Below are 22,908 nucleotides of genomic sequence, written 5' to 3'. Positions count from 1 at the left end.
GGTGTCCGTAGTTGCGGAAGTCTCTGCGATCGATTTCGCGGAAACTGAATTCGAATGCGCGCAGCGATCGACGCTGATTCGTGAAGTCGGCCCACTAGTTCCAGGTCCCCCATCCTTGGCGATGTGTCTGAGCGAGCCGACGCGCGGACTGGTCGACATCGCTTCACTGCTTCTCGCGGCTCCCTGGTTGCTTCGATCACCGCGTGGAGACGGGCATCCAGTCCTGGTTCTCCCCGGACTGCTGACGTCGGACGTGTCGACTCTTGCCTTGAGGGCGTACTTGAGTTTCCTGGGGTACCGGGTTCACGGCTGGAATCTGGGCGTCAACACCGGCCCGACAGCGATGGTGGTCGACGGATTGCCCGCCGCGTTGGCCCAGGTGTCGGATCGATACGAGCAGAAGGTGTCGGTGATCGGCTGGAGTCTGGGCGGCATCTACGCTCGTAAGTTGGCGAGGGACCTGCCGGATTCGGTGCGACAGGTGGTGACACTCGGAAGTCCTTTCGCTCTCACCAGTCTGGAGCAGACGAGAGTCGGATCGATCTACGCTCGTTTGTCCGGTAAGCACGCGATACTGCCTCCGGTCGACGGCATCGAATCCGAACAGGGGCCGCCCATTTCGGTTCCCGCCACGTCGGTCTACTCGAGGCATGACGGTATCGTTCCGTGGCAAGCATGCTGTGAAAGCACGTCCGGACTAACGGAAAGCGTTGCGGTGCAAGGCAGTCACATGGGGTTGACCCACAACCCGTCGGCGTTGTGGACGGTCGCCGACCGTCTGGCGCAGGACGTCGACAACTGGCAACCTTTTGCGGCACCGAAACGACTTCGGCGGCTGTTCCCGCGCTGAAGTCTGGGGCTGAGGTGTGGGGGAGAACCCTGAGTCCGACGCGGGGACAGACTGGTACCTGGGTATGTATCGCGGCCGGAAAAGATGGGTCCATGGCCTGATGCGCGTGAGTGCCCCGGCGGCGGATAGTGGAAGTCGACGCGGACAGTCCGCGAGATCCGACGCGGCTAGCCCGCGAGATCCACTGAAGGGACACCGAACATGACTTCGCCGATGAAGACCCGCAAACTCACTCGAGCGCGCTCCGGCGCGATGTTCGGCGGCGTGTGCGCCGGGATCGCACGATACTTCGGGTGGAAGTCGTCGACCGTCCGCTTGCTGTTCGTGCTCTCGTGCTTGCTGCCCGGCCCGCAGTTTCTGATCTACATCGTCATGTGGATTTTCATTCCTCGTGAGCAAATCTGACCGAACCGCTCAGCGGCGGCGGTCCTTCAGGCATTGCTTGGCCTCGTGCAGTTCTTCTGCACTGAGCGGGGGGAGGGGGAGCGGGTCACGGTGCAAGCCCTCGGTGCGTAGTCCGTCGAGCATCACCGAAAGGTACCGGCGCCACACAGTCGGGTTGACGGGCTGCGCAAATTCGGTGACGGCGCCCACCATGAAGATGAGGCCGAAAAGGTCGGTGACGACGGCGTCGGGGCGCAGCATCCCGGCGTCCTGGGCCCGGACGAAGATCCTCTCGACCGACGGTTCGACGATGGACCGCTGGCACGCCAACTGCTCGCAACCCTCATCGGTTCCGTTCATGACGTCCTTGAGTCCACGGTTGACCGACATACGGCTGCAGGCGAATTCGGCAAACGTGACAAGCCCGTCCCACGGATCCGGATTGCTCAGTGATGCCTCGGCGGCCGCCGCCATGTCGGCGAAGTTCTGCTGGAAGACTCCGTCGATCAATTCTTCCTTGCTTGCGAACCGTCGATAGACGGTTCCGACGCCGACACCCGCGCGTCGGGCGACGTCGTCGAGTGTGACGTCGATCCCTTCTTCGGCGAACAATTCACGTGCGGCATCGATGATCAACTGCCGATTACGTGCAGCATCAGCGCGAAGTGGGCGCCCCATTGCGGTACTCATGTCCTCACTCTACCCGTCAAGTGGAGACAGCTTCTCCGTTTTGGTGTAGCGTTTTTGCTAACCGGAGAAGCCATCTCCGCATAGGTGGGGCGAGGGACTATGTCAGACATTGCTGAACGGACTGAATTCGAGCAGTCCTCAGCGCCTTCAGGGGACAACCACGCAAAGCGGTGGCTGGTTCTCGCGGTTCTGGGAATTGCGCAGCTGATGGTGGTCTTGGATGCCACCATCGTCAACATCGCGCTGCCGGCTGCGCAGCGCTCACTGGCGTTCGGTGATGCCGACCGCCAGTGGATCATCACGGCATACGCATTGGCCTTCGGCAGCTTGCTGCTGCTGGGTGGTCGGTTGAGCGACTTGTTCGGGCGCAGGCGAACTTTCATCGTCGGCCTGATCGGCTTCGCAGTGGCCTCCGCCATCGGTGGTGCAGCCGTCAACTTCGAAATGCTTGTTGCTGCTCGTGCGGGCCAGGGCGTCTTCGGTGCGCTTCTTGCTCCGGCAGCGCTGTCTCTGCTGTCCGTGACATTCACGGATCCGGGTGAGCGCGCAAAGGCTTTCGGTATCTTCGGTGCCGTTGCCGGCGGCGGCGGCGCTATCGGACTGTTGCTCGGCGGAGCGCTCACCGAGTGGGTCGACTGGCGCTGGTGCCTCTTCGTGAACCTCTTCTTCGCGGCAATCGCATTGGTCGGAGCGGTCCTGTTGCTCGCTCCGCACACCAGTGACTCGCGGCCCAAACTCGACATCCCCGGAACGATCTTGGTGTCGATCAGCTTGTTCAGCATCGTCTTCGGTTTCTCGAGGGCCGAATCGGACGGTTGGAGTGCAACTCCTACCATCTCGTGGCTCGTTGCCGGCGTTGTATTCATGGCGGCATTCATCTACTGGCAGACCAAGTCCGAGCATCCGCTCCTGCCCTTGCGGGTGGTCCTCGACCGGATTCGTGCGGGCTCGTACCTGGCGATCTTCCTTTCCGGCGCAGGCATGTTCGCGGTCTTCCTGTTCCTGACGTACTACATGCAGCTGATCCTCGGGTACAGCCCGATCATGACCGGCCTCGCGTTCATGCCGATGGTGTTCGGAATCGTGACAGCGGCAACGCTTTCGACAGCGGTTTTGCTACCGCGCGTCGGTCCGCGAGTGCTGATCGTGAGCGGAATGGTCATCGCGGCGATCGGAATGGCGCTGCTGGCCCAGATTTCCGTGGACAGCACCTATGCAGTCCACATTCTGCCGGGGCTCGTCGTCACCGGACTCGGCATGGGCAGCATTTTCGCCCCGTCGATGCAGGGAGCAACTTCAGGCGTGCATCACGAAGATGCCGGCGTCGCATCTGCCACCGTCAACACCATGCAGCAGGTGGGCGGCTCGATCGGTACCGCACTGCTCAGCACGATTGCGGCTTCGGCTTCCACCAACTACCTGGTGGGCCGTGAGATGAATCCGCTCACTCAGGCACAGGCTGCCGTCGAGAGCTACACCACGACGTTCTATTGGGCAGCAGGTATTTTCGCGGTCGGAGCGGTCTTGACCGGACTGGTTCTGCGGAGTGGACTGCTTCCCGATTCGCCTGAAGGTGAGCCGGTAATCGCCCACTGACAGCAAATTTCGGGGTCGACGCCATTGCGGCGTCGACCCCGAAATCGAGTCAGCAGTTCTTATCGGGCGATGCCTGAAACCGATGAAGGACGTGATCGAGTTGTTCGGACGACAGCGCCGGGACGGGCAGTTCTCGATGGCCGGTGCGGGACGCGCAGAGTCCGTCGATCATGAACCCGAGGGCGCGGCGGTAAGCCTGAGGGGCCTCGTCGCCGCCGAACTTCTGGGCCATCTTGACGACCTGCATGAGAAGCGGAATGTCGTTGACTTCGAAGTCGCTCCGCAAGGTGCCCTGTTCCTTGGCACGATTGACGAGTGCCGCGGTGTGCTGAGCGATCCCGGCGCGCGCGCGAGCGAAAGTGTCGGACGCGAAGCGCCCGTCCATCAGGAGATCACCGAATCCGCGGTTGTCCGCCATGCGCAGGGAGATCACGTCGAGGAAGTAGACAAGGCCTTCCCAGGCGTCGGGCATCTCGCGGGCGGTGGCGGCGATCGTTTCGATCTCGGAGCACCGTGTGTCGAACAGCGCCTGGATCAGCTCATCCTTGCTGGCGAACCGGCGATAGACGGTGCCGACGCCAACGCCAGCGTGCTTCGCGACGTCCGCCAGCGTGGCGTCGAGTCCTTGGGCAGCGAACACCTCGCGGGCGGAGTTGAGAATCCGCTCGAGGTTGGCCTTGGCGTCGGACCGAAGGCGCGGCTGTGAGCAGTCGGCCGAGGTCCCCGCACGAGAAGCGTCGGGGTGGGTTGTCGGCATCCTCACAGTCTACGGCACTAAGCGGAATGATTGATTCCGTTAGTGCTATATTACTAAGCGGAACGTGTGGTTCCGATTGTCCGTACGAGAGAAGCCGATATGAGCACGTCTGACATCTGGGTCGGGAGCAATCCGATCTCGATGGTGGGTACGCGGAGTGCAGGTTTCGCGGCAACGAGGCTTCGCGCCCTTGCCGGCGACGGTGCCTTTGCTCAGCTCGTTCGTTTTGCCCTCGTCGGAGGCGCCAGCAACATCTTGTACTTCGCCGCTTTCCTGGCGCTGCGCGGTGACGGAGCGCTGGTCGCCAACGCTGTCGGTGCAGTCTTGAGCACCATCCTTGCGAACGAACTGCATCGCCGACTCACCTTCCACGCTGCGGATCGCGTCAACTGGTTCACTGCACAGTGGGAAGGTGGTGGGCTCGCACTGGTCGGTTTGATCGCCAGTTCGGCTGCCATCAGTGCGCTCGGCTTCCTGTTGCCCGGCGCCGACGGACTGCTTCAAGCTGGCCTTGTGATCGCAGTGAGCGGAATTGTCGGCGGTCTGCGGTTTGTCGCACTTCGCGGTTGGGTTTTCTGAGCGGTTCGCGGGTTCGGATCGAATCGGTTCGTAGGGAACACTGTGACCCATGAGCCTTTCGATAGCCGACTCCGGCGTCCGTTTGGCCGTGCTTTGTATTGTCATGGCGCTCGTGGCCACACTCGTCTACCGATTCGCTCACCTCGGTAGCATTCGGGTAGTTCCCGGCGCGCTGGCGCGCGGCGCCCTTCAGTTGGCTGCTATTTCGTTGATCCTCGCCGCGGCATTGGCTCACATCTGGTCAGCACTCCTCGTGCTCGTCGGCATGTTCGCTGCGGCGTCGTTCACTGCTGCACGACGCTCCGGCGCAGGAACTTCCGGCGGGTGGCTGACCGTCGCGCTGGCATCGGGAATCGGTGTGGTGTTGCCACTCATGCTGCTGTCCGGAGTGGTTCCGGTCGAAGGCGTCGCTCTGGTACCGATCGGCGGAATTGTTTTGGGCGGCGCCATGACAGCGACGTCGATGGCAGCCAAACGCGGACTCGACGCCGTCGACGATCGGTTCGGGGAAGTGGAAGCCGCACTGAGCCTGGGTTTCTCGCAACGCGATGCGCGGTGGGAAGTCGCCCGAACCGCCGCGTCCGACGCCCTGTTGCCCGGAGTCGACCAGACCCGCACCGTCGGCCTCGTGACTTTGCCCGGCGCTTTTGTCGGCGTTCTGCTTGCGACGGGGTCGGCTGTTCAGGCCGGTGCAGTACAGATTCTTGTCCTGGCTGGGCTGTTGTTGGCGCAAACCTGCGCTGTAGCCGTGGCTTTGGAACTCGTTGCCCGCGGTTTCGTATTTCGGGGAAAGGCTGTCAGGCCTGCGCGAGTTCGTTGATCTTGTCGCTGCCCAGGACACGGTCGGGAAGATCGGGAGTGTTAGCCGCGAGGGTGATCATCGCCTTGCCGATGTTCTCGCTGGTGGTCACGCCGCTGGGCCACACCTTGCGCAGGAGTGGGTAGAGAGGCACGGAAACCTGATAGAAGAGCTTGTACCACCACGTTTTCGACGGCGATCCCGGGCGCGGACGGATGAACCCCGGCCTGAGGATGTAGGTCGTGAGGGGGAGTGTGAGTAGCGCGTTCTCGGTCGCGCCACGTACTCGCTTCCACATGGTCTTGCTGGTTTCGGTGGAGTCGGCGCTTTCGCCGGACACGTAGACGAAGACCATCTGCGGGTGCAAGCGCGACAGCGTTGTGGCGGCGGCAAGCGTGATGTCACGCGTGATGTGGGTGTAGTCGGCTTCGTTCATTCCTGCGGAGGACACACCGAGGCAGAAGAAGCAGGCGTCGGCACCGATCAGATCGGCTTCGATTGCCGAGTAGTCCAGTAAGTCGCGGTGAACGATATCGACGATCTTCGGGGCAGTGGCACCGCACGAATTGCGGCCGACGGTTACGACGGTATCGATTCGTGGATCGTCCAGGCATTCGAGCAAGACGCTGTTGCCGACCATCCCCGTTGCCCCGAAAACGATGACCTTCATTGTGTCCCCCGCCGGTATCGGTTCTGCTTTCTGTGATGCGCACACTACGGAAACAGTCTGAGAATCGACCGACAGGGACCACCAACTGAACGCTTGACCTGCATTTATGAGTCCATTTTGACCCGACTTGTGACTAAAGTCCCTACAAACCGGCTGGACGGTTGGCTGAAAATAGTTTTATGGACGAAGGAGTTGATGAAATACACGTTCTCGGATCGGAGTCCGCCGGTCGGATGATCGAGGCGTCGACGATCATCGTCCTGGGTGCACTCTGTGCCGTCGTCGCAGGTTCGGGCGTGTTTTTTGTTCTCGGATCGATTGGTGGATTTGCCCGACTGCTCTACCTGGTCGTGCGGGCGCCGATCAACTCTTGCTCGGTACCAGGTTCGAATTTCGAACTGGCGCCTTCGAGAACGTCATGTGGTCGTTGATGCTCCCGAACGTCGAGTGAAGACGATCGAGGATGTAGTTCTGACGCATGTTCCAGGGTGACTTCGATCCCTGCTTCGGGAACTGTTCGACCGCGCGCATGACGTACCCCGACGCCAGGTCCAGGATCGGCCGCTGGTCCATGTCTTCGGTCGCGTGCGGCACACACTTCGAGTAGCCGCGCTTGTTCATCTCGGTCAGTAGTCGGCACACGTACATCGACGTGAGATCGGCTCGCAGAGTCCACGAGGCATTGGTGTATCCGACGCACATCGCGAAGTTCGGTACGTCGCTGATCATCATGCCCTTGTAGACGTAACGATCACCGAGGGTGACGGGTTCGCCGTCCACTTCGATCGACATTCCGCCGCACGCTTCCATCTTCAATCCTGTTGCAGTGACGATGATGTCGGCTTCGAGTTCGCGTCCTGACGCGAGTCGAATCCCGGTCTCGGTGAAGGTGTCGATGTGATCGGTCTCGATCGATGCCTTGCCGGATCGGAGGGCTTTGAACAAATCGCCGTCCGGTACGACGCACAAGCGCTGGTCCCAGGGATCGTAGGTGGGTGTGAAGTGGGGATCGAGTGGGATCTCTTCCGGGAGTTGACGACTGATCGCGAGGTTCAGCAGCCTCTTTGCACGCGCCGGACTGCGTCGGCACAGTTGGTAGAAACTGAGGTTCACTACGACGCTCTTCCATCGAGCGATGCTGTGCGCGAGTTGATTCGGCAATATCGCACGGATGGTGTCCGACACCTTGTCGCTGGACGGCAACGCCAGAATGTACGTCGGTGATCGCTGGAGCATCGTGACGTGGCTTGCGTCCCGCGACATCGTGGGGACCAAAGTGACTGCGGTGGCGCCGCTTCCGATCACAACGACCTTCTTGTCGGAGTAATCGAGTTCTTCGGGCCAGAACTGCGGGTGCACCACCTCGCCGGCAAACGATTCGCGTCCGGGGAAGTCGGGGGTGTATCCGCCGTCGTAACTGTAGTAACCGCTGCAGAGATACAGGAAGTTGCAGGTAAGTGTTTCGTCTTCGTCGTCGGTCGTCACGGTGACTGTCCACGTCGAGTCCGCTGACGACCAGGATGCTGCCGTCACCTTCCGGTTGTACCGAATCTTCTTGTCGATGCCGTTTTCGCGAGCGGTATCGCGCACGTACCGGAGGATCGAACCACCGTCGGCAATTGCTTTGGCATCTGTCCACGGGCGAAACGGGTAGCCGAGCGTGAACATGTCGGAATCCGAACGGATACCGGGGTATTTGAAGAGGTCCCAGGTTCCGCCACTGTTCGCGCGGGCCTCGAGGATCGCGTACGACTTGCCGGGCAGTTCGGTCTGGAGTCGATACGCAGCTCCGATGCCGGACAAGCCGGCGCCGACGATCAGGACATCGAGGTGTTCGGTGCTCATCAGTTCGGACTCCGTATCGATCGCGTGGTCACCCACAGAGTAAGTGTTCGTTCACCACACTACTGAACGATGCTCAGTAAGGCGAGGATGTCCACGTGATCGTCGGCGGCCGGATCGCCGCACACAGTGGTTTGCCTGCGGCGTCGGTGAGTCCGAGATCTCCGTGGAGCACGCCGGAACCGTCGGCCTCGTCAATGACGTGCTCGGGGACCGCGTCGAGCATCAGCTTTGCGCGCCGGAACATCTCGAACGTCTGGTCCTCGGATAACGTCACCCAGGACAGGTAGATGAAGCGTCCGCGCGGTGGGCCCTGGATGTACGGTCCGAGAATGTCCCAGGCACTGGGCTTTCTGTCGAGGTTCGCTGCCAGTTCCCACCGCGCTGTTTCGGTGTCTCCCGGTACGAGGTCGAGGATTTCGTGGGGCTTGCCCCGGCGCTGGACGCCGACGTGGATGTTGCTCCGTCCTTCGAAGGTTGCGGTTTCGGAACAATCCCGTCCGGGCAGGCTGTGACCGGTGATGATGATCTGCATATCGACATCATGCTCTGCACGGGTCGGGAGGGGTTGGCGTGGTGAGGCGTTCGGGTAGAAGCGTTGTTGCGGCCGTGGTGGCGAGCATTGTGTTGTCGAGCCTGCTGTTGTCGAGTCTTGTGGTGGTGTCAGGTGTTGCCGTGGCGACTGCGGACGAACCGGAAGTTGCGGGTGCGTTGGAATCGCACGAACTGCTCTCGGACGCAGCCCTTCCGATCGGTGCCGGTGCAGCGGAGCGAGTTGTCTATCGGACTCTGCGAACTGCCGACAGGTGGGGAGAGTCGTCAGGGTCGGTGTTTCTACCGGAAGGTGCGCCACCGATCGGCGGCTGGCCCGTGATCTCGTACGCCCACGGAACTCTGGGCAGTGCGGATCAGTGTGCGCCTTCGTCGACAGGATTCGGTCCGGGTGAGATCGAACCGATCGAACGCTGGTTGGACCAGGGGTATGCAGTTGTCGCTACCGACTACTCGGGTCTGGGCACCGACGGGGTATTGGCGTATCTCGACGGGCATGCCGCCGGCGCGAATGCTGTCGACATCGTGCGGGCCGCACACGAGTTGTACGGGAACGTGCTGAGCCCGCGGTGGATGGTCGCAGGTCTGTCTGAAGGTGGTCACGCGACGTACTTCGCGGGACACGAGGCTACCGCTCGTGCACCGGAATTGGATTTCCGCGGCTCGGTTGTTGTTGCAGGACCCACACATATGGAAGGTCTGTTCCCGTTGGGGGGACCGCTGTTTCCCGACATCGGCATCACGGGATTAGTGGGGTACGCGCTGTATGTCCTGGCTGGAATCGACGATCAACGACCCGAAGAGAACATTCGTGAGGTTCTCTCACCACAGGGAATCGAGTGGATGGAAAAGGCGCGATCTCTGTGCGCCGGGGATCTCGGCCGACAAATTCGAGCCGAGCGAATCCAGTTGGGCTCGTTGTTCTCTCAGTCGGTGTGGACGCCGCGCATGTACGACCTGTTCCGCGAGATGATGCAGGTGCCGGTCGACGGATACGACCGACCGCTACGTGTGGTGCAGAGTCTGTCGGACACAACGGTTCCTGTCGCGCTCACCTGGGCGCAGCTGTTCGATATGCGAGCGCGAGGAACGCACTTCGAGTATCAGGAGCTCAACGGGATCAGTCACGGCCAAACGACGGTCGCTTCGATGGACCAGACCATGGAGTTCATCGATCGATTGATGAGGTGATGTTTTGGTGGTGTGGTTTCTCAGTGTGATTGTTCAGCGCATCCGCCGCGGGGTGATTGTTCAGCGCATCCGCCGCGGGCCGTAGTCGTGGCCGCCGTTGGCGAACCACACGATTGCCGCAATCGCGTACAGGATGCAGACGAGGAGTAGCAGCCCGCCCGCGATCCACAGTGAGATCTGACCGAGTCGTTTCACTCGATCGGACGCGTACCGCGATCCGGCGACATCGCCGTCGGCCCACAAGGGATACACGTTGAAGGCGTGCGTGAAGGCGGCGAAGGAGAGCGGCCAGAAGAACAGCAGCGAGACCACTGCCCAACCGGCATTGACAGGTGGTCGAATTGGGTGCTGAGGAACGGATTGCTGGACGGTGGGTTGATCTGGGGTCGTCATGGGGGCTCCTGACATGAGGTGGCCCTTACGACGCTACTGCGATGGAGCTGAAGAATCACTGAGTGTGCGTGATCAGCCGTAGTGCCAGTCGCGATCCATTCTCCGGAAGTACGGGAAGTGTGCGCTCACGTCAGCACTGTTCGGTTCCGCTCCGCGAGCATCCGAGCTACGGGGAGAACATCGTTTGCTGCCATCTCGATTCGCTCGAAGACCTCAGGGTTGAGGATCGTGGTTCCGTCGAAATCACCTGAGCTGAGATAGATCCCGACAGGAGCGGTGAGCGCTTGAAAGAAGGCAAACAAGGGACGCAGGGCATGATCCAACACGAGAGCATGGCGGTCGCTGCCCCCTGTCGCAGCAAGTACGACCGGGGTGTTGGCGAGTGCGTACTGATCGACGAGATCGAAGAAGTGCTTGAACAGTCCCGTATACGAGCCGCGGAAAACCGGTGACGCGGCGATGACGATATCCGCGGACTCGACTGCAGCCAGCGCTTCGGCGGTGACAGGGTCGACCTGATCGCGATCCAGAGCTGTCGCGAGCCCGGGAATCAGATCCACGATCTCGATGACCTGTGTGTCGATCTGCTCGAAGTCACTGAAGGTTTCGACGATCAGATCGACGAGTGCGCGAGTCTTGGAAGGCTTCTGGAGGTTGCCGACAACGGCGACAACTTTGAGTGGTGTGCTCACCGAAACTCCTATTTCTCAGATGACTTCAACGATTCGATTTCCTTGCGCACCACGGGGGCTACCTCGGTGCCGAGGATCTCGATCGAGCGGAGCATGTCCTTCTGCGGAACATTGCCGAAGCCCATCTGGATCATGATGCGGTCATGGTGGAACAGTTCGTACTGCGCCATCGTCTTGTCGATGATTTCTTGCGGGCCACCGAGGAAGAACGCGCCCGCGGTGGTTGCCTGCGCTTCGTATGCCCTGCGCGGCATGGGAACTCCGTTTCCGCGCTGATGATGGTTCTGCATCCAGCCGGCCTGGAAGTACGGGTAGGACGTATCGAGTGCTGTTTGCCTCGAGGTGTCGACAAACCCCGGCGAAGCAATAGAGACAGCGAGCTTCTTCGGATCATGTCCGAACTCCGCTGCAGCCCTGCGGTACAGATCGACGAACGGTTCGAACTGTTGGTAGCTCCCACCGATGATCGCAAGTGACAGGGGCAGGCCGAGTTTCGCCGCACGAACCACCGAGGCCGGGGTACCTCCGACCGCGATCCACACGGGAATCTGGCGATCCGGACGAGGCGTCACGTCACCGTCGATCAGTGGTGCGCGAAGTTGGCCCTCCCAGTTGATCGGGTTCTCCTCACGCAGTTTCAGTAGTAGGTCGAGCTTTTCGGCGAAGAGTTCGTTGTACTGGGAAAGGTCGTACCCGAAAAGCGGAAACGACTCCGTGTAGGAGCCTCGGCCGGCAATGATCTCGGCGCGGCCTTCGGAAAGCAGATCGACCGTCGCGAACTGTTGAAACACGCGGACAGGATCGTCGGAACTCAGGACGGTCACTGCGCTGGACAGCTTGATGTTGTCGGTGGCCTGAGCCATTGCTGCGAGTACGACTGCAGGGGCCGATACTGCAAAGTCGGTGCGATGATGTTCGCCGACGCCGAAGACGTCGAGTCCCACCTGATCTGCGACGGTTGCCTGTTCGACCAAATGGCGAAGGTGTACACCGGGATTCATCATTTCGCCGCTAGTGGGGTCCGGTGTGAGTTCACCGAAATGGTAGACACCCAATTCGAAAGCCATGGTGTTTCTCTCTATCTGTTCGTGGGGGTGATGGAAAGTTGTTCGGCGTGCGCATCGCAAGCGCCGCTCTGATTCGTGTGGTGCGTGGCAAGTCGGGAAAAGAAGCGGTCGAGTACCGGAAGTTCTTCAGGTTCGATGAGATCGGAGAAGTAGTCGGCAATTCCTCGCGTGTGTATGGCGGAAGCAGTTCGAAGTGTCTGCTTGCCTGCAGGCGTCATCGATACCGTCACGACGCGTCGATCGTTGTCCAGTCGAACGCGCTCCACCAATCCCGCCTCGACCAATCGATCGACGACGCGCGTCACGCCACTGGTGGTGACCAGGACAAGCTCGGCCAGATCACCCATTCGGATGGTGTTTCCGGGAGCTTCATGCAGTCGGAGTAGAACGTCGTACTGGCCCAGGGTGAGCCCGGTGCTGGTTCGAAGGTCCGCCTCCATCTTGCCGAGGATGACGCTGTGGGAGACGACGAGGTCGCGCCATACGCGACCACGTACGTGTTCATCAGTTGTCATCGGTGACGCCCTTCATTTATTTGCGATCGCAAGTATTGCTTACTCAAGTAATACGCCAGTGACGGTCGAACTATTCCCTGCTCAGGTTTTTGCTGCTCGGAAGGTGTTGACTCGAACGTTTGTTCGAATATGCTTTGGGGCGGGGATCGGGGGATTCTATGAGTGTCTTGTCGTCGGACGTGGTGTCTGGTTCTGCGGTGGGGTTACGTGGACGCCTGTGGCGGTTGACTGCTGCCGAGTTACGGGCGGCCGCTGTCGAGGCGAGTGCGGAGATTCTTCGCCTGGAAGCCGTTCGGGTGGCGGTGGTGGACGAACTGGCGATGCGTCCCGATGATCAGGTGATTGCCAGCCGCGGTGTCGGTGCGTGGTTGGCGGCGAACACGATGCTGCAGGTTCGAGACGGGAAGAAGATCGCCGCCCTGGGCGCCGCGCTACGGCCGTTTCCGGCGGTAGCGGCTCGGTTCGATTGCGGGGATTGCTCGTTCGAGCACGCCGTCTTGATCGTCGCGTTTTGTGAATCCCCGCCGAAGGGGATGCCGGACGAAGCGCTCCCTCGCTGCATCGACCTGCTGCTCGCAGCAGCGTCGGGCGTGGAAGCGACGACGACGAAGGTGCGGCACGTCATCGCGACCTTGGAGCGCGTGTTCGAATCCGATGAGATTCCACCCGCCGAAGACGTCGATCGCAACGAACTGCGTATCGCCTCGACCTTGAACGGTCGGGTGGTGGTGCGCGGCGATTTCGACGCCCTCACCGGCGAAATGCTGCTGTCGGCGCTGTCGAATCTGACGATGCCGACCCCGGCGCCCGATGGAACTCCCGATGCCCGGTCGGCGGCGAAGCGGACGGCGGACGGGTTCACCGAACTGATCCGCCGGTACCTCGACTGCGCAAAAACCGGAACCGACGGCGGCCAACGTCCACACGTGAACGTGCACATCAACGCACGTGACCTCGCTGAGCATCGGGACTGCGCCGCCGCGCCTTCAGATGGTGAAGAGTCCCCGTCGGATCTCGACGTCGGGCACATGCCATGGCTCGGACCGCTGTCGGTGTCGCAGACGAGGTTGTTGGGCTGCGATTGTTTCCTGTCGACTGTCCTACTCGACGCTCACGGCGCGCCGTTGGACGCGAAACCCGGAAAACGGTTGGTCAACGCCGAACAGCGCGTCGCGCTGATTGCCCGCGACAAGGGCTGCGCGTTCCCCGGCTGCACATGCGTACCGGCCTGGACCGATGCGCACCATATCCGGCACTGGGCGAACGGCGGTCCGACGGTGATGAACAACCTTGTCCTGCTGTGCCGCTCGCACCACCGACTGATGCACCGAAAATCCGGGTTCGTCGGAAAATGGGAAATCCGAATAGGCGTCGACAACAAACCGTGGTTCATCCCGCCGCCCTCGATCGACCCCGGGCAGCACCCCAGGCCGGCGAACACCACCTTCAAAACCTGAGAACAGCTTCTCAGGCGCAACAGAATACGGCCAGGCTCCGCATCGGGCATCAGCACCCGATTCGGAGCCCACAGGTCGTGGTGAATGGTCGGCGGTCTGAGACTGCCCGTTACAGTTCACTCATGGAGCTGGCGCGTGGGGCGAACACAGTCATTGACGGAACTTCATTGAAAGTGGCGGTGAGCGGTAGCGCCCCGGGCACGGTGGATCTGATGGTGTTCCAGCTCGATGATCGCAACAAAGTGCGCGATGATGCGGATTTCATCTTCTTCAATCAGCCGGTCTCACCTGAAGGTGCGGTGCGCTTGGAGTCCGGCGGCGTCATTGAAATCGACATCGAAAGGGTGCCCGCTGACATACACCAGCTGAGTGTTGCCGTGGCGTTGGATGCGGCGGCAAACGGAACCCTTTCTGCAGTCCGTGACATGGGCGTCGTGGTGGAACAGGCCGGTTCCGTCGCGATTGTGGCTCCGGCTTTGGGTTTGACGACCGAGAGAGCGGCGGTCCTCGTCGAGATCTATCGCCGCGGCGCGGGGTGGAAGCTGCGGAACGTGTCAGCCGGCTGGGACAGCGGATTGGCAGATCTGGTAACAGCATTCGGTGTTTCTGTCGACGAGGAACCGCAGACCCAACCTGCCGGGCCCGCTGAATCGGCAGACGGAATTCGGAGCGTGCCTGACGAGGCGAAACTCTCGATGGTGAAGCGGGAGAAGCTGGACCTCCGAAAGCGTGAGGTGGCCAAGGTCCTGCTGACCAAGGGTGGCAACGGAATTCGTGCGCGAGTGGTTCTGGTGATCGACAAAACGGGAAGTATGGCCAAGCAGTACCGCACCAGGGTGGTTCACCGTGTTGTCGAACGCATGGTCCCCGTTGCGATCCAACTCGATGACGACGGCAAACTCGAGCCTTACTTGTACGCAGTCAGCTTCCTCAAGCTTCCCGAGATCTCCGTGCATGATGCGGAAGAGTGGTCTGACACCTACCTGCACCTGCGCGGTTCGCACGGAGGTTTCAACTACGACAAGATCGGCGCCGCGAATCGTGAAGTGCCGATCATGACAGAGATACTCTCCGGCCTGACCCGTGGTTCGGCCCCTACGCTTGTCCTGTTCTTCACCGACGGCGGCTTCAGCGAGCGCAAGGAAATCACGAAATTGATGCGCGAAGCGTCTGGGCTTCCGGCCTTTTGGCAATTCGTCGGAATCGGCAAGGCCAACTACGGAGTGCTGGAGAAGCTCGACGACCTCGACGGCAGGGTGGTCGACAACGCCGGATTCTTCGCGCTGGACGACATCGACACCGTCGACGACGCTCAGCTGTACACCCGTTTGCTGAGTGAGTTCCCGGATTGGCATTGGGCGGCTGTGGCCGCAGGCATCACGAAGCCGTGATTCAGCTGGTCGAAACCAGCTGCGGTGCATTCTCTTTCAAGAACTTGTCAATGAAAGTCCAGGTGGAAGCTCGCGCGGTGGGACCGGCAACGAGACCGAGGTGACTGCCCGGCGCCTTCTCGAATCGAACTGACGGCGCTCCGGTGAGGACCGAAGTGATCGCCTCTACCGAAGCGATGGGTGCGATCACATCAGTGGTGCCGCCGATCGCGAGAACGGGGACCTTCAGTGCGGACAGTTTGATCTCACGTCCGGCAAGGCAGATGGCGTCGTTGTAGAGGTTGTTGCCGAGCATGAGTTGTTCGCAGATCTGCTGAAATGCTTTGCCCGGGTATCCAGGCATCGCCGCCATGAACTTGTCGATCGATTCCATGCGAGCCAGAGTCTCGGTGTCGTGGAGATTACGCACGATGAACCATGGCTTGAGGACTTCACGCTGCAAAGCCGTCACCTTGTAACTCGCCTGAACGAGTGGAGCAGGTAGTCCGCCGACGAGATTGGTCGCGGACGTGAGCGGCGTGTCACCGGTGTATTTGCCGATCAGCCTCAACGGGCTGATGGCGGGAATTTTCGTGTAGTCGATCGGTGTGCCGATCGCGGTGATCGACGCGATCGGCAGGTCGGGGTGAGCGGAGCTCGTGAGTAGAGACATGGTCCCGCCGAGACTCCACCCGATCACGGAAACGGCAGCGCCGTCATGCAGATCCGATATGGAGCGGATTGCTTCGGGGATGATGTCGTCGACCCAGGCCTCGAATCCCATTCCGCGGTCGGAGTACCGCATGGTTCCGTAGTCGAGAAGATAGGGAGTGTTGCCGCCGCCGAGGAGGTGGGCGGCGAGGCTCTGGCCTGGGCGAAGATCGTAGCAATCGGCGGAAACTGCGAGGGGCGGCACGAGAAGAACCGGGTTGCCCTTCGGTGTCCACAATGCACCGAAGCGATATAGATCGCGGTGTGGGCCGTTGCTGATCAGTACGGAGGGGGTGCGTTCGGCCTTCTCGACGCCGTCGCCGAACGAGAGTCCCCACGCGTTGCGCGCTGCGGTGTCCAGCGTCGGACGCCACGTCGCGATCAAGCCACTGATATCCAGCACTGGTTCCCCTCGGAGTCGAATCGGCTGACGGCCGAGTCGGCCGCGCTCGGTGTATGTTACCTGCCTTCACATACATCGACGTCTGGGGTGCAGAAACCCAGCTCGGCAACGGAGCCACCGTGCCGAGCTGGGTCGATCGGTAATAATCAAGCCGGGATGATCAAGCCCGTCGCGGCAGTGGCCGTTGCGTAGCGCTGTGCGACGTCTTCCCAGTTGATGACATTCCAGTAGGCCTTCACGTAGTCGGCCTTGACGTTCTTGTACTGCAGGTAGAACGCGTGCTCCCACATGTCGAGCATGAGCAGCGGAACGATGCCGATGCTGATGTTGCCTTGCTGATCGGTGAGCTGCTCGATGACCAGTCGCTTCCCGATCGTGTCGTAGGCGAGCACCGCCCAGCCGGAACCCTGCAAAGTGGTTGCTACAGCGGAGAAGTGGTTGACGAATGCGTCGAAGGAGCCGAAGTGCTCGTCGATCGCGGCTGCCAACTCGCCTTCCGGCCGCTCACCACCGTTGGGGGAGAGGTTCTTCCAGAAGATGGTGTGATTGGTGTGGCCGCCGAGGTGAAAGGCGAGGTTCTTGCTGAGTAGCGGTGCCTTCGCGGTAATCGTGCCGTCTTCACGGGCAGCAGCCAACTGCTCGATTGCGCTGTTGGCGCCCGCCACGTAGGTGGCGTGGTGCTTGCTGTGGTGCAGTTCCATGATCTCGCCGGAGATATGGGGCTCGAGAGCGGCGTAGTCGTAATCCAACTCGGGGAGAACGTATTCAGTCATGTGACGTGCCTTCCTTTGAGGAGATGTTGTGAGGGGACAGGTTTCTGTAGGTTCGATCGTGATAGACCAGTGGCGCCGAAACCTGCTGCGGATCGATGACGTCGACTACGCGTGCGGTGACAATCACTGCGGAGCCACACGTTGTGGCATTCAAGGGAACTGCGCGCAGGGCATGGCCCGTCCCATGCAGGAACGGTTCACCGGTCGGCAGTAACGACCAAGGCATGTCGTCCCCGAAGCGCACGGCGCCGCGGGTCGCGAACGTGGCAGCCAGTCGCTCGTTTGCCGAATTTGCCAGGTGAACAACAAAACTGCGGGCGCAAGCAATGACTCTGGCAGAACCTCGCAACGACTGCAGCGAGAACGCCAGAACTGCTGGATCGGCGCTGATCGAGATCACCGACGACGACGTGATGCCGGCCGGGCCGTCGTCGCCCGTTGCCGTGATGATCGAGACACCGGCGGGATGGTTCCGGAACGCCTCGACGAAGGAGCTTCGGATGGACAGCTCCGAATCAACGGGGCGGCTCGAAACAGATTGGGTTCCAACCAGTTTTGTGGTCACTCCTCGCCCCTCCTCTGCCTCGGTTTTTCTGTCGTTGCACTGTCTTGTGCAATACCGACGTTAAAACCTCGAGTGCAGTTGAGGTCAAGGCGCTGTGGCGGACCTCACCGTCCGAGCTTGGTTGCCAGACGTTCCATGTATCCGACAACCTCTTCGGGGCTCTTGTCCGGAGTGCCGAACATTGCTTCGGTGACACCGATGTCGGCCCAGTGGGCGAGCTTCTCCGGGTCGGGTTTGCCTGCCAGGACTGTTATTTCAGGCTCGCCGACCCTACCTGCTTCGGCCCAGATCTTTCGAAGCAGTTCTACGTTTCCGTCGATCTCCTGCTCGATGGGTGTGGTGATCCAGCCGTCGGCGGACTTGGCGATCCACTTGAAGGTCTTCTCGTTGCCGCCACCTCCCAGGAGGATGGGCGGACGGGGTTTCTGAACAGGCTTGGGCCAGGCCCAACTTGGCCCGTACTTCACGAATTGGCCGTCGTACGAGGCTTCTTCCTTCGACCACAGTTCTCCCATGGCTTCGAGGTACTCACGGAGTGCGGTCCGGCGCTTGTTGGGCGGTACGCCGTGGTCTGCGAGTTCCTCTGCATTCCAGCCGAATCCGACGCCGAAAACCACGCGGCCGTCGGAAAGGTGGTCCAGCGACGCGATGGTTTTTGCGAGAGTGATCGGATCGTGTTCGAGGGGGAGGGCAACGGACGTACCCAACCGGATGGTGCTCGTGACCGACGCCGCGGTACCCAGGGCGACCCAGGGGTCGAGGGTGCGCATGTAACGGTCGTCGGGCAATTCGGCGGACTGGGTTCCGGGGTGATCGGAATCCCTCGACACCGGGATGTGAGTGTGCTCCGGAACGTAGAAGGCGTCGAATCCATTCGCCTCGGCAGCCTTTGCCGCCTCGGCGGGGCGAATGCCGCGATCACTGGTGAACAGGCTGAGTCCGTAGCGCACTGGTTCTCCTTCGATGGTCCGTCGAAAAACTGTAACCTGTTCCAGGATCGTTCGGATAGGTTTCCGACCGAGTTAAATCGATTGCCGCCGTGACCGAGGTCGTGCTGAACTCGTGCGGACTTGTTGTGTGAGGTTGTGGGCCGGATAGGTTGGGGCCGAGAGGTTGGACAAGGTGGGCACCGTGGATGTAGTAGAGATGAATCGGTTGTCGTGGAATGCGGCGACTGTCGCTCACAACAGCCACAAAGGAGACCAGGCACAGTTCTTTCGCAACGGCGGGTCGACCCTGTTTCCGGAAGAAGTGGCGCTGCTCGGCGAGATTGCAGGCTCCTCGATTTTGCATCTGCAATGCAATTCCGGTCAGGATTCGTTGAGTTTGGCGGCCCTCGGTGCCAACGTGACCGGCGTCGACCTCTCGGATTCCGCGATCGACTTCGCCCGAACCTTGTCCACGGAATCCGGCATTGCCGCCGAGTTCGAGCGAGCGGAAGTATCTGGATGGCTCCGCGAAGCTGCCGCCGCCCGGAGAAAGTTCGACCGAGTCTTTTCTTCGTACGGGACTGTGATCTGGTTGCCCGATCTCGACGAGTGGGCAGAGGGGATTGCCGGTGTTCTGGCGCCTGACGGTCGATTCGTTCTGGTGGAGTTTCATCCATTTGCCATGTGTTTCGACGAGAAGTGGTCGCTGACATACCCGTACGGAGGCGGGACCCCGGTGACCGAACCCGGTGGCGTCGGCGACTACGTGGCAGATTCAGTCGATCTTGTCTTGCCGGGTGCTCCGGGAGGTGGAAACGCGAGTTTCGAAAATCCTTTCCCCTCATGTGAATTCAACTGGTCTATTGCCGAGGTACTCGGCGCGTTGCGGCGGGCCGGATTGCTGCTCGAGTCCTTCGACGAATACCCGTACGCCAATGGCTGGCAAGGATTCGAGGAGATGACCGAACTCGGCGGCAAGCGCTGGGGAGTCCCGGCCGGACGTCCCGAGTTGCCGCTGATGTATTCGCTGTCCGTTCGCTTGGCAGGCTGACGCCTATTTCCCCCGCACTTGCGGGTAATTGACGACACAGGTACTAATTACCCCCATGCCCACGACGCCACTGACACGACGCATCGCCGTCGACCTGTGCCGTCTTGGTGCTCACTGCTGTTGCTCTTGATTCCTTCCGACTCTCCTGAGTGAGAATGGCGCCTCCCTGTGCGCCTTCGTCCTTGCATATGCACTCGTAGCTGCATATGTGCCGGAATTTCCGTACGTCGAGGAAGAACAGCGATGTCGACTTCTGTCGAAGCAAAAGAACCAACACCGGCCTCGGAATCGAACCGTGAGCCACGCCGGCCGTGGGCTTCGAGTGTGACCACCGTAGGACTGCCAGTGCTTTCGGTGATCGCATTCTTGGCGCTGTGGCAGGTCGCGGCAGCCAGCGGGACCTGGAGTGAGACCTTCGTGCCGTTTCCGAGCACGGTCTGGCATGCCTTCGTCAACACGATGACCACACATGACGGAGTGCGGGGCTACCAGGGGTATTTGCTCTGGGAGCACCTCTACATGACGCTGCGACGGGTGCTGGTCGGTGTGATCATCGGCGTCGGATTGGGCGTCATTCTCGGATTGGCCATGGGATCGGTGTCATGGCTGCGGAGTCTGCTCGAACCGTGGTTGACGTTCCTGCGTGCACTGCCGCCCTTGGCGTATTTCTTCCTGCTGGTGATCTGGCTGGGAATCGACGAGGCGCCGAAGATTACATTGCTGGCGCTCGCTGCTCTCCCGCCCGCAGCAGTGGCCACCACAGCTGCTGTCGTCGCGGCGCCCGTAGGGCTGGTCGAAGCGGCCAGAGCGTTGGGAGCTTCACGGGCACAAGTGATCCGAGACGTGGTCGTCCCGTCGGCCTTGCCGGAAACTTTCACCGGAATTCGGCTGTCGGTGGGTATGGCCTACTCGTCGGTGGTCGCAGCCGAACTGTTCAACGGCATCCCTGGAATCGGCGGAATGGTCAAGGATGCAAGCAATTACAACAACACACCGGTTGTGCTGGTGGGGATCTTCGCCATCGGATTCTCCGGCCTGATCATCGATGGACTGCTGCGGGCTGCAGAGCGCCGCGCCGTTCCCTGGAGGGGAAAAGTATGACTGACAATCTGAAGCGCAACAGTATTCCGAAGCGCAGCAGTAATCTGACGCGCAATGAGGGAAAGGCTTCCCGGACGGCGTTCACGGTGCTGATCGGTGTCCTCGCACTGGTTCTCGGTGCGTGCTCGGTGGATCATTCCGGCCAGGATTCGTCCAAGGAAACGATTCGCATTGCCTACCAGTCCTTCCCGAGTGGCGATTTGATAGTCAAGAACAACCGTTGGCTCGAAGACGCGCTGCCCGAGTACAACGTGAAGTGGACGAAGTTCGATTCGGGTGCCGATATCAACACCGCCTTCATTGCCGGTGAAATCGACTTCGGTGCAATCGGTTCGAGTCCGGTTGCTCGTGGACTCTCGGCACCGCTGAACATTCCGTACCAGGTTGCGTTTGTTCTCGATGTGGCCGGTGACAACGAAGCTCTGGTGGCCCGCAACGCAACCGGAGTCAAGACCGTGGCAGATCTGCGGGGCAAGAAAGTGGCCACGGCATTCGCGTCGACCGCTCACTACAGTCTGCTGGCGGCTCTGAACCAGGCCGGACTCAGCGCAGATGACGTCCAGTTGGTGGATCTCCAGCCGCAAGCATCACTCGCCGCCTGGCAGCGAGGTGACATCGACGCCGTCTACACCTGGCTGCCTACGCTCGACGAACTCCGCAAGGACGGAACACAGTTGATCGCCAGCCGCGAGCTGGCGACGGCAGGAAAGCCGACGCTGGACCTGGGTGTGGTGTCGACCGCGTTTGCGAAGGATCACCCCGAGATCGTCGACACCTGGCGGCAGGTTCAGGCCCGCGCGCTCACGACGATCGCCACTGACCCGAACGCGGCAGCGGAAGCTGTTGCCGCGCAATTGGGCGCCTCCAAGGAAGACGCGGCAGCGCAGCTGAAGCAGGGTGTGTTCCTCACTCCCGAGCAGATCTCCTCGCCGGAATGGCTGGGCACCGAAGGCGCTCCCGGAAATTTGGCAGTGAACCTGCAGAGTGCAGCGCAATTCCTGGCCGAGCAGAAGCAGATCGACAGTGTGCCTGATCTGACGGTGTTTCAGAATGCTCTCTATGTGAAGGGGCTTCCCGATGTCCTTGACCAGTAGCGTGACCGCGCAGCAGGCGGTCGGAGGGTTCGCAGCCGACCGCCCGGGCGCGATCAGAATCGACACCGTCTCACACAAATACGGCCACGGCCGAGAGTCGGTAACGGCGCTCGGACCGGTATCGATCGACGTCGCACCTGGTGAGTTCCTGGTCCTCGTCGGAGCGTCGGGTTGCGGCAAGAGCACCTTGCTGCGGTTGATTGCGGGATTCGAAAACCCATCCAGCGGAACGGTTCAGGTGTCGGGATCCGACCCGATCCCCGGGTCGAGTGCGGGAGTGGTGTTTCAGCAGCCGCGGCTCTTCCCGTGGAAGTCCGTCGGCGGCAATATCGATCTGGCACTCAAATATGCCGGCGTTGCGAAGAGCGACCGCGGGCAAAGACGCGACGAACTCCTCGACCGCGTCGGGCTGGGCGGCACTGCGGACCGGCGAATCTGGGAGATCTCCGGCGGGCAGCAGCAGCGGGTGGCAATTGCCCGGGCCTTGGCAGCCGAAACGTCGTTGCTTCTGTTGGACGAGCCCTTTGCCGCGCTGGACGCCCTCACCCGCGAGCGTCTGCAGGAGGACCTCCGCAACGTCAGCGCCGAGTCCGGGCGAACGAGTGTCTTCGTCACTCACAGCGCCGACGAGGCAGCATTTCTCGGCTCAAGGGTGGTGGTCCTGACAAGCAGGCCGGGCAAGGTCGCGCTCGATCTGAAAATCGATCTGCCACGAACAGGCGTCGATCCCGACGAGCTCCGCGCCTCACCCGAATATGCGGCATTCCGAGCCGAAGTCGGCCACGCGGTCAAGGTTGCCGCTGCAGCGTAGGTACCCTGCGCGTCGACTACCAGGCGACCGCGTCGATAATAGGAAGGAGAACGTGCAGGACACGAC

General features: G+C 61.1%; 25 protein-coding genes. 12 read left to right on the top strand and 13 right to left on the bottom strand.

The window, feature by feature from the left end:
* The first annotated feature begins 1 nt into the window (after position 1).
* Complete coding sequence (locus tag ACWF6P_RS06875; protein WP_452620494.1) at positions 2–850, top strand: PGAP1-like alpha/beta domain-containing protein; 849 nt, start codon at positions 2–4, stop codon at positions 848–850.
* A gap of 201 nt (positions 851–1,051) precedes the next feature.
* On the top strand, positions 1,052–1,255 hold the full coding sequence (locus ACWF6P_RS06870) for a PspC domain-containing protein (RefSeq protein ID WP_019745155.1): 204 nt from the start codon (positions 1,052–1,054) through the stop codon (positions 1,253–1,255).
* A 9-nt stretch (positions 1,256–1,264) separates the two neighbouring features.
* Here ACWF6P_RS06870 and ACWF6P_RS06865 read toward each other — a convergent pair whose 3' ends face one another.
* Complete coding sequence (locus tag ACWF6P_RS06865; RefSeq protein ID WP_452620493.1) at positions 1,265–1,924, bottom strand: TetR/AcrR family transcriptional regulator; 660 nt, start codon at positions 1,922–1,924, stop codon at positions 1,265–1,267.
* Between the two features lie 99 nt (positions 1,925–2,023).
* Between ACWF6P_RS06865 and ACWF6P_RS06860 the strand changes: the two genes are divergently transcribed.
* A complete protein-coding gene (locus ACWF6P_RS06860; protein ID WP_452620492.1) occupies positions 2,024–3,520 on the top strand; it encodes an MFS transporter in 1,497 nt (498 codons plus the stop codon).
* A gap of 49 nt (positions 3,521–3,569) precedes the next feature.
* On the opposite strand, the gene ACWF6P_RS06855 is transcribed toward ACWF6P_RS06860, so the two are convergent.
* Positions 3,570–4,277, bottom strand: coding sequence for a TetR/AcrR family transcriptional regulator (locus ACWF6P_RS06855; RefSeq protein ID WP_378542757.1), 708 nt, complete (start codon positions 4,275–4,277; stop codon positions 3,570–3,572).
* A 141-nt stretch (positions 4,278–4,418) separates the two neighbouring features.
* Here ACWF6P_RS06855 and ACWF6P_RS06850 point away from each other — a divergent pair, with 141 nt between their 5' ends.
* Both ACWF6P_RS06850 and ACWF6P_RS06845 read left to right on the top strand, forming a co-directional pair.
* Positions 4,419–4,856, top strand: coding sequence for a GtrA family protein (locus tag ACWF6P_RS06850; RefSeq protein WP_020908979.1), 438 nt, complete (start codon positions 4,419–4,421; stop codon positions 4,854–4,856).
* Between the two features lie 49 nt (positions 4,857–4,905).
* Positions 4,906–5,676 (top strand): ABC transporter permease, encoded by a 771-nt coding sequence (locus tag ACWF6P_RS06845; RefSeq protein ID WP_452620491.1) that lies wholly within the window; start codon positions 4,906–4,908, stop codon positions 5,674–5,676.
* Here the strand turns inward: ACWF6P_RS06845 and ACWF6P_RS06840 are convergent.
* The 3 genes from ACWF6P_RS06840 to ACWF6P_RS06830 all read right to left on the bottom strand — a co-directional run bounded on the left by ACWF6P_RS06840 (position 5,654) and on the right by ACWF6P_RS06830 (position 8,702).
* A complete protein-coding gene (locus tag ACWF6P_RS06840; RefSeq protein WP_452620490.1) occupies positions 5,654–6,325 on the bottom strand; it encodes an NAD-dependent epimerase/dehydratase family protein in 672 nt (223 codons plus the stop codon). The two genes, ACWF6P_RS06845 and ACWF6P_RS06840, sit on opposite strands and share 23 nt — an antisense overlap.
* A 363-nt stretch (positions 6,326–6,688) precedes the next feature.
* Positions 6,689–8,170 carry a flavin-containing monooxygenase gene (locus ACWF6P_RS06835; protein ID WP_452620489.1) on the bottom strand — a complete coding sequence of 494 codons (1,482 nt, stop codon included), beginning with the start codon at positions 8,168–8,170 and terminating at the stop codon, positions 6,689–6,691.
* 73 nt (positions 8,171–8,243) lie between these two features.
* Complete coding sequence (locus ACWF6P_RS06830; protein WP_452620488.1) at positions 8,244–8,702, bottom strand: DUF5990 family protein; 459 nt, start codon at positions 8,700–8,702, stop codon at positions 8,244–8,246.
* A 38-nt stretch (positions 8,703–8,740) separates the two neighbouring features.
* On the opposite strand from ACWF6P_RS06830, the gene ACWF6P_RS06825 reads away from it, so the two are divergent.
* On the top strand, positions 8,741–9,910 hold the full coding sequence (locus tag ACWF6P_RS06825) for an alpha/beta hydrolase family protein (protein ID WP_452620487.1): 1,170 nt from the start codon (positions 8,741–8,743) through the stop codon (positions 9,908–9,910).
* Positions 9,911–9,970: 60 nt separating this feature from the next.
* On the opposite strand, the gene ACWF6P_RS06820 is transcribed toward ACWF6P_RS06825, so the two are convergent.
* The 4 genes from ACWF6P_RS06820 to ACWF6P_RS06805 all read right to left on the bottom strand — a co-directional run bounded on the left by ACWF6P_RS06820 (position 9,971) and on the right by ACWF6P_RS06805 (position 12,577).
* Complete coding sequence (locus ACWF6P_RS06820) at positions 9,971–10,303, bottom strand: CD225/dispanin family protein (RefSeq protein ID WP_095968630.1); 333 nt, start codon at positions 10,301–10,303, stop codon at positions 9,971–9,973.
* 125 nt (positions 10,304–10,428) lie between these two features.
* Entirely contained in the window at positions 10,429–10,995 is a 567-nt protein-coding gene (gene msuE, locus ACWF6P_RS06815) for an FMN reductase (protein ID WP_378446628.1), read from the bottom strand.
* 8 nt (positions 10,996–11,003) lie between these two features.
* Complete coding sequence (locus ACWF6P_RS06810; RefSeq protein WP_452620486.1) at positions 11,004–12,062, bottom strand: LLM class flavin-dependent oxidoreductase; 1,059 nt, start codon at positions 12,060–12,062, stop codon at positions 11,004–11,006.
* A gap of 11 nt (positions 12,063–12,073) precedes the next feature.
* Entirely contained in the window at positions 12,074–12,577 is a 504-nt protein-coding gene (locus tag ACWF6P_RS06805; protein WP_452620485.1) for a MarR family winged helix-turn-helix transcriptional regulator, read from the bottom strand.
* A gap of 158 nt (positions 12,578–12,735) precedes the next feature.
* Here ACWF6P_RS06805 and ACWF6P_RS06800 point away from each other — a divergent pair, with 158 nt between their 5' ends.
* Together ACWF6P_RS06800 and ACWF6P_RS06795 are read left to right on the top strand one after the other, a co-directional pair.
* A complete protein-coding gene (locus ACWF6P_RS06800) occupies positions 12,736–14,034 on the top strand; it encodes a DUF222 domain-containing protein (protein WP_452620484.1) in 1,299 nt (432 codons plus the stop codon).
* A gap of 122 nt (positions 14,035–14,156) precedes the next feature.
* Entirely contained in the window at positions 14,157–15,425 is a 1,269-nt protein-coding gene (locus ACWF6P_RS06795; protein WP_452620483.1) for a vWA domain-containing protein, read from the top strand.
* Position 15,426: 1 nt separating this feature from the next.
* On the opposite strand, the gene ACWF6P_RS06790 is transcribed toward ACWF6P_RS06795, so the two are convergent.
* From ACWF6P_RS06790 to ACWF6P_RS06775, 4 genes are all read right to left on the bottom strand, one after another.
* Positions 15,427–16,518 carry an alpha/beta fold hydrolase gene (locus ACWF6P_RS06790; protein ID WP_452620482.1) on the bottom strand — a complete coding sequence of 364 codons (1,092 nt, stop codon included), beginning with the start codon at positions 16,516–16,518 and terminating at the stop codon, positions 15,427–15,429.
* Between the two features lie 146 nt (positions 16,519–16,664).
* Positions 16,665–17,291, bottom strand: a complete 627-nt coding sequence (locus tag ACWF6P_RS06785; RefSeq protein ID WP_452620481.1) for a superoxide dismutase — start codon at positions 17,289–17,291, stop codon at positions 16,665–16,667.
* Positions 17,284–17,856, bottom strand: coding sequence for a flavin reductase family protein (locus ACWF6P_RS06780; protein WP_452620480.1), 573 nt, complete (start codon positions 17,854–17,856; stop codon positions 17,284–17,286). The genes ACWF6P_RS06785 and ACWF6P_RS06780 overlap by 8 nt, the downstream gene beginning before the upstream one ends.
* Positions 17,857–17,960: 104 nt before the next feature.
* The gene (locus ACWF6P_RS06775) at positions 17,961–18,806 is read right to left on the bottom strand and encodes an LLM class F420-dependent oxidoreductase (protein WP_378531911.1); all 846 of its coding nucleotides are present in this window, start codon (positions 18,804–18,806) and stop codon (positions 17,961–17,963) included.
* Positions 18,807–18,987: 181 nt separating this feature from the next.
* On the opposite strand from ACWF6P_RS06775, the gene ACWF6P_RS06770 reads away from it, so the two are divergent.
* The 4 genes from ACWF6P_RS06770 (at position 18,988) to ACWF6P_RS06755 (ending at position 22,842) form a co-directional block, all read left to right on the top strand.
* The gene (locus ACWF6P_RS06770; protein WP_452620479.1) at positions 18,988–19,836 is read left to right on the top strand and encodes a class I SAM-dependent methyltransferase; all 849 of its coding nucleotides are present in this window, start codon (positions 18,988–18,990) and stop codon (positions 19,834–19,836) included.
* Positions 19,837–20,079: 243 nt separating this feature from the next.
* On the top strand, positions 20,080–20,937 hold the full coding sequence (locus ACWF6P_RS06765) for an ABC transporter permease (protein ID WP_317825617.1): 858 nt from the start codon (positions 20,080–20,082) through the stop codon (positions 20,935–20,937).
* Positions 20,934–22,031 carry a taurine ABC transporter substrate-binding protein gene (locus ACWF6P_RS06760; RefSeq protein ID WP_452620478.1) on the top strand — a complete coding sequence of 366 codons (1,098 nt, stop codon included), beginning with the start codon at positions 20,934–20,936 and terminating at the stop codon, positions 22,029–22,031. Before ACWF6P_RS06765 ends, ACWF6P_RS06760 begins: the two co-directional genes overlap by 4 nt.
* Entirely contained in the window at positions 22,015–22,842 is an 828-nt protein-coding gene (locus tag ACWF6P_RS06755; protein ID WP_452620477.1) for an ABC transporter ATP-binding protein, read from the top strand. Before ACWF6P_RS06760 ends, ACWF6P_RS06755 begins: the two co-directional genes overlap by 17 nt.
* Positions 22,843–22,908 lie beyond the last annotated feature (66 nt).

It is taken from the genome of Rhodococcus sp. NPDC055024, from assembly GCF_053608585.1.
Note: the sequence above shows the minus strand (reverse complement) of the source record. Positions and strands in the feature narration are given on the sequence as shown.